Origin of the sequence: Flavobacterium sp. 90 (genome assembly GCF_004339525.1) — a bacterium.
In the GTDB taxonomy this organism is placed as follows: Bacteria; Bacteroidota; Bacteroidia; order Flavobacteriales; family Flavobacteriaceae; genus Flavobacterium.
This window is the reverse complement of the sequence record NZ_SMGE01000001.1, coordinates 5,864,038-5,875,937: the sequence shown is the minus strand read 5'-3', so window position 1 is coordinate 5,875,937 and position 11,900 is coordinate 5,864,038. Positions and strand designations below refer to the sequence as shown.

The following is an 11,900-nucleotide window of genomic DNA, read 5'->3' as shown; positions in this document are numbered from 1 at the left end:
ATAAATATGATAAAAGTTATTATTATAGGCGCTGGCGGGAGTCTGGCAAAGTATGTAATTGGAGCAATAAAAGAACTTGGAAATATTGACCTTACCTTGTTTCTGCGAAACAAAAATAGCTTGTCAAAAAGTGAATCTGAAGATTGTAGTATTATTGAAGGAGATGCATTGAATTACAATGATGTAAATAAAGCTATTACCGGACAAGAGATTGTATACGTAAACCTTGCAGGTAATCTTGAGCCAATGATAAAAAATATTGTCAAATCGATGCAGGAAAATGAGATAACCCGCATCATTGCCATAAGTTCAATAGGCATTTACGATACACCTTTGAAATCTGTTTTGTTACCTTACAGAAAATTGGCGGATATTGTAGAGGAATCAGGTTTAGATTATACCATTTTACGTCCGGATTGGTTTACCAATGGTAATGAAATTGATTATATCATAACCAGAAAAGGAACTGCCGAAACGGGATCTGCAGTTTCCAGAAAAAGTATTGCGCTTTTTATTTCTAAAATCATTGATGAGCCTGATTTATATAAAAAAGAAAACTTAGGAATAAGCAGACCTGAATAAAAAAAACCTTTATTAGTTGGTTAAATTTTATGACTTCCCAACCTTTTCTGGTTTTTGCGCCTCTATATTTATAAGAAGGAAATTTACTTTAAAGATTTTGGTTTCAGTACTCTTGTAATGAAATAAATTTTGTTTTTTTACTTCTATGAAAAGTTCAAAATTCAAAAGCTTTTTCTACTAAACAAAAATCGATGATAAGAAAGTTTTTTATAACCATTAGTTTAGGATTGTTATTTAGCTGTCAAAACAGTAGTATTCCGGCATTGGCAGATCCGGCATTAAAAGTAGAATACGGATCTGGAGGATGCAATTTTGTTGAAAATCCAGCGTACATCATCAACAAAGATTATGTGGTTTATCAGGACTATTGCACACATATGGTTATTTATCCTGATTTAGCTTCTTTTTCGATTAAAGAAAATAAAGAATCTGCTTTTGCATTTGATAAAAACGGAATCTATGTCAAAGGAGAATTTATTAATACAGATACTTTAGGTTTTACCGTTTTAGGAACGAATCAAGAAATGGATTTTTTGTGGAAAACAAAGTATAAAGTATTCAAAAATTCAACCGAATTAAAAGGCATTGATGTAGCAACTTTTCAGGCTAATCCCAGTAAAAATTTGAGTAGGGAGGATCAGGTTTTATATTTTAAAGACAAAAATTATATTTATTACTTCGATAAAAAGATTGAAGGTTCTGATGGCGCATCGGCAAATACTAATCCGAATGATTTTTGTCACGATAAAAATCATATGTATTCCAAAGGCGAAATTGCTTCTTTTGGTAAAGAACCGTATCAATATGTGAATTATGATTTTTTTAAAACAAAAAAGTTCGTTTTTAATAGGGAACATCTGGTTGATGACATGAATCCTGACTCCTTACAAGCGCTATCAGGAAGTTATACAAGATATAAGAACGATGTATATTATCAGGGAAGGAAAACACGAATGCAGCTAGATAAACGCAGCCAAATTAAAGTCTGGAGTGTTAATAATCAAGACCGTTACATTACTGACGGAAAAAATCTTTTTAGAGATGGTGATGAAATTTATAAAATAGTTGATCTGCCTTCTTTCGGATTCTATTTTAATTCAGCTTGTTTTTATGATAAAAACGGAATTTATGAAATAGGATATGATCAGGAATCGAAAAAAGATGTAATTGAAAAACTGCCTTTTAAATATACCGAAAAAGTAAGCAGTACGAATACTGCTTACAATTATTTTTCAGGGATTGTATTTTATAAAAATCAGGCTTATGTAACTCGCACAAAATCTTTCTACGAAAATTTAAGTCAAAAGCAACTGGCATTGGCAAAAGCACAAAAAAAAGATATTGATGATTTTGACGGTTCCAATAAGGTTATTATTGATTTTAGTTTTTCTAAAATGAATGATCGTATTTACTGTGATAATAAAAAAACCGGATTTGATGCAGAAACATTCGTAGCAATGGATCAAAGCATGAAATATTATAAAGATAAAAATGTTGTTCTTTATTATGAAGAACGCGATCACAAAATAAAAATACTGAAAGATATTGATGCAAAATCTGCACGAACGCTCAATATATTTTTAATCGATAAAAACTACTTGTACTGCCGAAATGTAAAGATTATTAAAAGTACAGCTATAGAATTACTGGCTTGTTTTTCTGGATATAGAGGTGGTTTCTGCGGCAATGATTCAACGCCAATTTCGGATTTTTATTTATTTAAAAATTCAGAAGGTTTTTGGCTTGTAAAAATCTCAGACGAAATTTCGTATCGTTTTTTAGGAAAAGTATTTGACCGTAAATGGGACCCGGCTTTTGAACCAATTGATCTTGCTAAAAAGTATGGAAATAAGAGAACAATTGTGCTTCAGAAATCAATTACACAGGACAAAAAGAAACAGTTTGAGGAAAATCGGGTTTTTTCAGTTTCTGAAGTAGAGATAAGACCAACATTTCCGGGAGGAATTGAAAAATTTCATTTTTTTTTAACGAAAAATTATATTACACCAAAAGAATTATTATTTGATGACGAATCGCCCAGAGGAGGAGTTTTTGCAACTATAAAAATTGAAAAAGACGGCAGTTTGTCTGAGATAAAAATTATTCGTGATTTTGGTTATGGTTCAGGAAAAGAATTAGAAAGAGTCTTAAAATTATCTCCAGACTGGATTCCGGCAATGATAGATAGAAAACCTGTGAGATGTTTGTATAGTATTCCGTATTATGTTCGGTAATTAAATACTATTTAGTCTTACTGATAAACTTTTTAAATCTTGTTCGAGAGAACGAATAGTAGCTTGCAGTTCATTTAGCATATTGGCTCTGGAATATAAATCATCTGCGGTGTAAATTCCGCCATCATAGAAAAAGAGCTTTTCGGTTTCGGCATCTATTTTTCCATCAAAATTGTATTGCAGCCATCTGTTTTTAATGCTTTCCTGAAGATCGTTTTTTCCTGAATTACTAAATTGTTTTTCGTTTAAAATTTTCCAAATAGAATTGGGATATGCACCATCAGAATTATCATTGAACCAAATATTTCTGAGCAGATTTCTTTGTAGTTTTAAGTTGATTTTTTTCCCTTTAGGAGCAATAGTCAGCGCTCCTAATCCGGCACTTAATAATCCACCGCTTACGCCAACGATATTACTCGAATTATTGTTTTTTATTAAAACAGTTGCAACAGTAGTTAGTGCGCCAATAGTTACAGAAGCAACAGTAAGATTTCTGGTTTTTTTATTATTGAGATCGTTAACAAAATTGGCTAGTTTATCGATACGTTCGCCATTACAATCTAATTCTGATGCCAATGCATTTATCTCTATACTGGTAAGAATTAATCGATCTGTAATTTTTTGTTTTAAGACCAGTCTTTTCAAAGTGTCTTTTTTTATTTGAAGATATTCTGTGAGATAGCTTTCAATACCAATAGCATTGCTTATCAGGATATCATGTTCAGATAAATTAGCTTTTAAGATACTGTCGTGATTGGGTACTTTATCCGGAAAAACTTCGAGTTTAGAATAATCATATTCAATTGTAGGCTGGCAGTAGTTGCTGGTGAGATAATCAATTTTTGGACTATTCAAAACTGTTGAGCATGAAAACACAGAAATAGATATAACTACTAAAATAAATATTTTAAACTGTTTCATATTGATTTTGTTGAACATTAAAAATACGAATTAACTTTTTACGGTTATCGGTGGGATCAAATAAAAAAAGCCCATTTTGGGAGAAATGGACTTTTAAAATTGTAATTCTATCTAAAACGTAACAGAACCATACCGTTATTGACGATATAAATAATAATTATATATTTGTTTATCAGGTATAAACTAATATTAGGTAATCTATTTTCTTAAGAAAGTATGTAGTTGCTATTTTATATTATGCATGAGCAAGCTTGCTGAAATTATAATGGATAACAATAGAAAAAATGATAAACAAAAAAGGTAAAAGTTTAGCCAGACCAATCTTGATTTTAATTCTCATATTGGAAAGTTTTGCTTTGCCCACGCAGTTTTATCTTTTACTAAAAAGCAATGAATTTGCAATTCTGGAGTCAATTCTGAGATTTTTCAGTTTCTTTACTATTCTCACAAATTCTATTGTTGCTTTGTGTTGCGGCGTTATTTTATTCATGAAAACGTCTCAGGCTTATGCTTTTTTCCACAGAAATAGTACGCTGACAGCTATAACAGTTTATATTTTAATTGTAGGTTTAGTGTATAATATTATTTTAAGGCCTTTGCAAGATCTGACAGGAATTCATAAGCTTAACACCGAAATTTTTCATACCGTTGTTCCCTTATTGTTTCTGTTGTATTGGTATTTCTTTACACAAAAGGAAAATATACACTGGAAATCTATACTAATCTGGTTAATTTATCCTGTGCTTTATATGATTTACACCCTATTTCACGGATTATACACAGATTTTTATCCTTATCCTTTTATAAACGTAACCAAAATTGGTTTTACAAAAGCAATGCAAAACGGTATGTTTGTATTAGTTTCTTTTGTTGTTATGTCACTTATTTTAATTGGAATTGGGAAATTAAGAATTAAAAAATACAGTTAGAATTTACTACTTTTCAATTACATCATTTTGCCCTCTTTTGCATATTCTTTTTTAATTCCCTGAAGTAAATGATTAAGATTGATGCTTTTGTTTTGATCTTCTAAAGTTCGCAGACAAGCATATTGAATGATGTTGACAATATTAGCGCCTGTAATGTCGTATTTTTTCGAAATTTCATTAAGATTTACATCTTCGGCAATTTTAATTCCTTTAGGTAAATTATTTTGCCAAAGTTTTAAACGTTCGCTGTAAGAAGGCACTTCAAACTCAATGATAGATTGAAATCTTCGCGTGAAAGCCGTATCGATATTGGTTTTAAAATTAGAAGCCAGAATAACCAATCCCGGATGATTTTCGATACGCTGCAGCAAATACGAAACTTCCTGATTGGCATATTTATCGTGTGCATCTCTGACATTGGTTCTTTTTCCGAAAACAGCATCGGCTTCATCAAAAAACAGAATCCAGTCTTTATCCGCAGCTTTGTCAAAAAGAGAAGAAAGATTTTTTTCGGTCTCGCCGATGTATTTCGAAATCACCATCGATAAATCAATTCGATAAACATCTCTTTGCGTGTATTTTCCTAAAAGCGAAGCTGTAAGTGTTTTTCCGGTTCCCGGTGTTCCGTAAAACATGACTCTGAAACCGGGTTTTATTTTGGCTTTCATATCCCATTCATGCAACAGAATTTCGTTGAATTTGAGCCAGGTTTCTATTTCTTTTATCTGATTTAAAGTAGAAGTATTCAAAACCAAATCGTCCCAATCTAATTGCGTTTCTATTAATTGCGCAGGGAAAATACTGCTTAGTTGAGGTTTCAGAATTTTTCCGGTTATGAATTTTTCGATGTATTCATCTTCTAAAATTAATAAACCACTCAGTTTAGGTTCGCCATTGGCAACAGATTCTATTTTGATAATACCTTTTTGATAAAGATAAGATTGATTGTGCAAGTAATTATAGAATGAAATTCGGTTTTCCAGATCATTTCCGGCAATTAAAAACTGAGCGGTTTCGCCCGTTGGTAAAATTCCGCGATGATTCTTTGTTTTCAGTCCGCCAAACTCAGGAAGTTCACCGCCATTTGGCAAATATTCCGCAATAATCGAACTCAAAAAATCAGGCTTCAGATGCGGAACCATAGATAATCCTAAGATAAGAATATCAATTTCGGACAGGTTATTTTCGATGATAAATTCATCAATAAAACCATTTGAACCAAGCTGATTTAAAACAGGTTTTTCCATTTGATTCTCAACCTGAAAAAGAGCATCAAGCTGAAACGCGAATTGATTTTTTAGGTATGTGAATATGTTTTCCATTTTATGCTACTAATGATTCAATTGAAAAAAAGTCAATTTTGGATTGTTTAAAGTTTCTGATTCTGTTCATGACAGCGTTTCCATTATGAGAACCATCAGAATTTGTATTTCCTTCTATAGTTTCAATGATATCGCCGTGAACTGCAGTTACAATTCCGGTATGAATCCAATCGTTTGGCGTTTTTTGAAGCAGAAATATATCTGCAGGTTTTATCAAAGCCGAATTCGTTCTTGCCGTTTGATAACGAGTCAGTATTTTTTTCTGAAGACCAGTTGCACCAACAATATCACAACTGTAAGTTAACGGCATCAGGTTTTTAAAGTTTTTTCCCTGAGCAGATGCTGCCTGATCGATAATGGCCTCAACAAAGCCCATACACCAAAACCAGTCTGTTCCTTCATGACCGTCCATATAACTGCGAACCCAAGGTCCGGTATTACTTTGATTGTTGATTGTAAGTTCAAAAGGATGATTTTTGAGATGATTTTGAGCCGTATTGAGAATTAATTCTCTCAGATTACTTCCTGATATTGGACTTTCAAAAGCTTTTTTGAGCGGCAACGCAAGTTTTTCGAACAAGTTTTGATCTACATTTCCGTTTTGAGGCAAACTGTTGAATTTTTGATAATTCAATACAGCCTTTTCTGTCGCAGGACCAAAATCGCCATCAATACCCGTTGCCGTTCCTGAGCCAGGATTCTGCATAGCAAATAAATTAAGCCAAGACTGAATTTTTTCGACGTCTTTCTTGTTGTTGTTTGCTCCGTTTCTTTGTTGTGTTGCTTTAATAGCCAACTCTTTTTGGTAGAATGTTTTTTGCATGACTTTATTGTTTTAAATGTTTTCAAATTATTGTCTCTACAACCTCTCCAGTTTTTATTTTATTTTGGTGGCCAAAATAGCCGTAATAAATAGTTTTCCTTATGTTTCACTAATAGAGGTTATATCATTTTTTCTTCTTTAGCATATTCTTTTTTTATTGCCTGAAGACCTTTTTAGAAGAGTGTTTATATTTTATTTAAGTTTCAAGTTTTCATATTTATTATCAAAACTTTCAAGTTTAAAATCACTAAATATTTCAGGCATCTGTTTTTTAAAACTTTCACTTTCTGGACTTGAGATATCATATAATTTTTCAATGATATACTTTTGCCAATAAAAAAATCCTCTTGCTTCTAATGCTAACTCCATGTAAGCATTAAAATCAATCATTAAATCAATAGTTTCAGATTCTCCATCTCTGTGAAAGAACATTCTATTATTAGCGATGCTGTTTATAAAAATACCGCAATGAGCTTCATCTGTAAATTGATCAATAGGATGGAAATTATAAAGAGGATCCTTATCTGATAAGCTGGAGTAATTACTTTTTATACCTTTTAAAATGTATTCTAATTTTAAAATATTAATTTTTCCCGAAATGTTGCTTTGAGAATCTTTTTCCCAACTCATCTCATACCCATTTGATTCTTTAAAAAAAGATAATGTGTTATGATCTAAGCCCGCTTTTTGTCCTTCTAAAAGGAGGTCATTATTTGTAGAAGAATTAAAATCCTGTTTTTGTTTATTTATTTTTTCGTTTTGGCTAATTTCTAAAAAGGTTAAATCTATTTTGTCAAAAATATTTTCCATGGGTCTGTTTTTTTAATTAATAACAACATTTGATAATTCTTGAAGTGAGTTAATAGCAGCTCTAATAACTGCATTTTCAGGTATGTTAGGGAATTCGTCTTTTATTTGACTATACAATCTAAGATTTGCAATGGTTTTTGCTTTGTTTTGGATAGCAGTCATAGTTCCGCTTCTAATTCCAATAGTATTGTTTACTAAATCATCTATTGAACTATTTATTATACTGACTCTTGCTCTGCTTGTAGTGCTTATTTCGTATGAATTAATATTTGTGTCAACTGGATTATTTACAGGAATTGTAGCAATATTACCTCCAGCTTTTTCAGTATAATTATTTCCATTTTTTTCAAGTAATACAGCTTTACAATCTAAAGTTCTCGGTACAAACTGTTCTGCTTCTCTGATTTCTTTAATTGTAGGATCTGCATCATTTGGCGTACTTAAATTTCCAATATAGTTTTTTGGTTCGACAGAGTAAAAAACTATTGCTCCTGATTGAACAGCTGCTTTAACAAGGGACTCTACAGATCCTTCATGTGCACTGTTTCCTTCTCTTGACAATGGAGTCATGTTTTCCCATGTTCCTGGGCCATGTGTGTTATGATTTAATAAATGACCTCTAATGTAATAACTACTTCCTCCATTTTTGCGTTTGGCAAGTTTGTCATAAAAAGCATGACTTCTTTGTGTCGGTTCTGAGCCTGCAGGACCTTTTTTTGTAAGTATGGATGCGGTCATTTTTTTAGCAACGATATCACCGCCTTTGCTTTCTTGTTGTTGATCAATTACGGATTCGGGTAATTCAGCATCTGATACACCAAAAAGAGATTTTGCATGGTTACTTAGTTGGATTAATAAGGCCTCAAGTTCTCGTTTTTTTCTTTCGCTATTTGCATTTTCTTCTGCAGGAGTTGGTGCAGCAACAGATTCTCTTTTTTTAGCATCAATTTGCCCAGCAACAATTAAGGCTTGAGCTTTAGAATTTGTTTTCACAGGATCATTACCAACATCAACTGAAGTTATAAATGTTGTAAATGCGATTGGATTACTGGCTATAGTTAAAACAGGAGCATTTTCATCTCCAGTAAAATATAAAGTATGATTTTCTCCATTATCAGCAACAAATTCTTTTCTCAATCCGAGCCATCCCAAAATAGCATCCCTGACACTTGCACCCATTGCCATAAGTCTGTCCAGCATATTCATTCCTGTATCTACTGCTTTATTTACCAGCCAAGTCAATGCCTCATCAACCATTTGTTGTACAGAAATAATCATTTCGCCAATTCTTGCGCCAATTCCGGTTAAACCAACCTGATTTGCCAGGAATCCTATTACGACAGGCATGGCTTGTCCCATGGTTCTTTCGAGATAATTGGCTGCTGTGGCAACATTGCCTCGGGCAAGATCTGCAACTCCGTTGACAAACGAATTGACAACTTCGAGCATTTCACGTAAGTATTTTATAAAACTTTGTATCGCATTAAAGAAAGCCATAGCGCCGTTTATCACTGCCATGATTCCGGTTGGGTCTAACATGCTTAAAAGTTTGGCTGTTATTCTGTTAACAATGCGTTCCATGACAAAGTTTTTAACAGCATCGAGAACGGTATTCCATAAATTACTAAGTTGCTCTTGTATTTTATCCCAAATGGCTGCCATACCGCGTTCCTGAACATCTTTAATAAATGTCCAGATACCTTCAAGCGTATTAATCATGCTGCGGAGTCTGGCAACTCTTGCAGGTCCAATACGAGGATGTGCAGCAAGTTTTTCCCAGATTTTTTCCATCGAAATATTCAGTACTTCTAATACCCAGGCAATAACGCCGCGTAAAGAGAAATCAGTAAGTACTGGAATATTGGCATCTTTCAACTCGCTCATCAGCCAGCCGGTTACACCATTTATTAAATGGGTTACAATATTGTCAAAGAACTGTATAAATCCTTGTTTAAGCGCTCTCAGTATGTTTTTCAAGAAACCAATTGGATCTTTCTTGATGTCTTCAATAGCTTCTAATGCTCTCGTAATGATATTTCCGATAAGGTCAAAAGGGAAATTCATGATTTCGAGAATCGCAATAATTACAATTCGGACAATTTCTGCTACAAAAGCAATTAATCGGCCAATAGGTTCTCCAAATTTGTCAATGATTCTCAAGAATGCATCTATCGGATGAATAAGATCATTGATCGTCATCGAATCCCAGATATCAGTAAAGAGCTGTACTATAGATTCTGGCGTCATGTTAAGCGCTGCTACTGCGGCTTCAACTTCGCCCGCAATTCTGGCTATTGCACCAGATTCAACCATTTGTGCATATTGTTCTTCTCCGCCATCCATTAGGCTCATAAAACCTCGTATTAGATTTGGAATTGTGCGGGGAACAACTTCTTTTGTAAAAGGATCTTTTCCGATAATTACTTTCACAAGCGAATAACCTCTTACAGTTGCAGCTTGAGAAGACAGCCATCCTAATAGTGAATCTTTAACAAGTTCTAATACTTTTAGCGCAACACCTGATGCAAAATCCCAAACTTTTTGTAGGAATGTTCCAGCCTGAGAAGCTAGCGCAGAGAGACTATCACCAATGTTTGCCAGATTTGCAGGTTGAATAGCATTCCAGGCTGCGGTTATAAGTCCTCGTAGTTCGCCTAACAATGAATTGAAAGTTCCAACCTGAGTGTCAAGCCAATCGGCAGTTTTTTGCAGTGTGCCTTTTTCACGCATTTGCTCAAGCTCTGTTTGCTTGTCGATCAGTATTAAGAAATCTTCTAATATTTCGACCGTTGTTGCATTGACTGCGACATCACGTAATGGATCGTATTTGATTATTTTTTTGATTAATGACCACGCTTTGTTTTCTGCCAACAGAGGTTCAGCAACACCAATCAAGGCTTCTTTTATCCAGGTAATTACCTGATCGACAAGCGAAGTTGCAAAAGTCGTTACACGATTTACTAAGTCATTAAATTTAGTTCTGGCAACATCTATAAAAGTTGTAACCGAAGATTCGTCCCAAGCGTCCTGAACGAGTTTGAGTAACGAATCCATGCTAAGACCCAATTCGCCCAAACGAGTATTGACCCAATTAAAGACACGATCAATAATACCATATTCTTGTAATTTATCAAATATGGCTGTCCCAAACGGAATCAATCCCATAAATCCTTCGATAAGATTGATGGCATTTCTTTCGACATTTACATCATTCAAAGGATCATAACCTGCTACAACGGTAAGTAGTGTGTAACCGGGAACGTGTCTTACATTGTTTTTTATAAAATCAGGAATCGCAAAGGACAATAACGAACCCTGAATCATTTCCGGAGCAGGGGAGATTGGATCCGGTTTTCTTCGAATAGCTGCTCCTTGTTGTACGGTATGTGTTAATTCGTGGGCGAGTAAATGTTTACCGTCTTTCGAATTTGGATTGTATTTTCCTTCGTTAAAATAAATATTGTTTCCGGTAGCAAAAGCCTGAGCTCCCAATTGCTTATTCATTTGAACAGCATTAGAGTCATTGTGTATACGCACCTTGCTGAAATCGGCTCCAATACCGGATTCCATTTCAGTTTTTACTTTTCCGGATAGCGGAGAACCTCCGCCTTTACTGCTGTTTAAGTTAGATTCTAAATTAGAATTATCGCTTGGATTGGCATCGCCGGAAGGACTTTTTTGTATTTGTTTATCCTCGTCTTTACCTTGTTTATCGTCTTCTTTTTTCTGTTGTACATTTTCCTCTTCGCCTTTATTTTGGATTAAAGGTTTTAGTGAAAGTGTGTTTGTTGCCGTAGTTTCTGGTTTTTTGACAACTGTCTTATTCTGAATTGTTTCCTCTTTTTTCTGAACTTTATCTTCAAGTTTATGCTGAATTAATGTTTTTGAAGAAAAGGCCGGATTAATTTCTCGTTTTTCCGGTACTCGGGAATCGAGTTTATTTTGGATTAATTCCTCTTTAAGCTGTACAACAGGAGTTATGGTTTCGGCTATAGTTTTTCGCTGAATCTTTTTGTTTTGTTCTTCTCGTTTTTGAACATCAACCGCCAGTTTTTTTTGTACTACCGGTGATGGCGAAAAGAAAGTGTCTGCTTTTGTTGTTTGTTTATTACTAACGACTTGGTCTGCAACTCTATCGGCTTCAGCTTCATATTTATCGTTAGATTTTCCTATATTCAATTTTGCCTGTACACCAAAAAAAGATTCCTTCCCCTTGTCATGATGTGACGCGGAGTGCGAAGGATTCGTATTTGTTTTTTTGGTTAAGACTGGCATATTT

The 11,900-nt window shown here is 33.9% G+C and carries 8 protein-coding genes; 3 read left to right on the top strand and 5 right to left on the bottom strand.

Going from position 1 to position 11,900, the window contains the following annotated elements; genetic code table 11:
- The first annotated feature begins 6 nt into the window (after positions 1-6).
- Positions 7-582 carry an NAD(P)H-binding protein gene (locus C8C83_RS23940; RefSeq protein WP_121331044.1) on the top strand — a complete coding sequence of 192 codons (576 nt, stop codon included), beginning with the start codon at positions 7-9 and terminating at the stop codon, positions 580-582.
- 191 nt (positions 583-773) lie between these two features.
- Positions 774-2,816: a DKNYY domain-containing protein gene (locus tag C8C83_RS23935; RefSeq protein ID WP_121331043.1), complete on the top strand. Its 2,043-nt coding sequence runs from the start codon at positions 774-776 to the stop codon at positions 2,814-2,816.
- On the opposite strand, the gene C8C83_RS23930 is transcribed toward C8C83_RS23935, so the two are convergent.
- Positions 2,817-3,737, bottom strand: coding sequence for a hypothetical protein (locus C8C83_RS23930; protein WP_121331448.1), 921 nt, complete (start codon positions 3,735-3,737; stop codon positions 2,817-2,819).
- A 284-nt stretch (positions 3,738-4,021) separates the two neighbouring features.
- Between C8C83_RS23930 and C8C83_RS23925 the strand changes: the two genes are divergently transcribed.
- Positions 4,022-4,666 carry a Pr6Pr family membrane protein gene (locus C8C83_RS23925; protein ID WP_121331042.1) on the top strand — a complete coding sequence of 215 codons (645 nt, stop codon included), beginning with the start codon at positions 4,022-4,024 and terminating at the stop codon, positions 4,664-4,666.
- A 17-nt stretch (positions 4,667-4,683) separates the two neighbouring features.
- Here the strand turns inward: C8C83_RS23925 and C8C83_RS23920 are convergent, their stop codons facing one another.
- The 4 genes from C8C83_RS23920 to C8C83_RS23905 form a co-directional block, all read right to left on the bottom strand.
- On the bottom strand, positions 4,684-5,988 hold the full coding sequence (locus C8C83_RS23920) for an ATP-binding protein (RefSeq protein WP_121331041.1): 1,305 nt from the start codon (positions 5,986-5,988) through the stop codon (positions 4,684-4,686).
- A gap of 1 nt (position 5,989) precedes the next feature.
- Positions 5,990-6,811 (bottom strand): peptidoglycan-binding domain-containing protein, encoded by an 822-nt coding sequence (locus C8C83_RS23915; protein ID WP_121331040.1) that lies wholly within the window; start codon positions 6,809-6,811, stop codon positions 5,990-5,992.
- Positions 6,812-7,003: 192 nt separating this feature from the next.
- Positions 7,004-7,621 carry a hypothetical protein gene (locus C8C83_RS23910; protein ID WP_121331039.1) on the bottom strand — a complete coding sequence of 206 codons (618 nt, stop codon included), beginning with the start codon at positions 7,619-7,621 and terminating at the stop codon, positions 7,004-7,006.
- A 12-nt stretch (positions 7,622-7,633) separates the two neighbouring features.
- On the bottom strand, positions 7,634-11,896 hold the full coding sequence (locus C8C83_RS23905; protein ID WP_233566194.1) for a DUF4157 domain-containing protein: 4,263 nt from the start codon (positions 11,894-11,896) through the stop codon (positions 7,634-7,636).
- Positions 11,897-11,900: the final 4 nt, after the last annotated feature.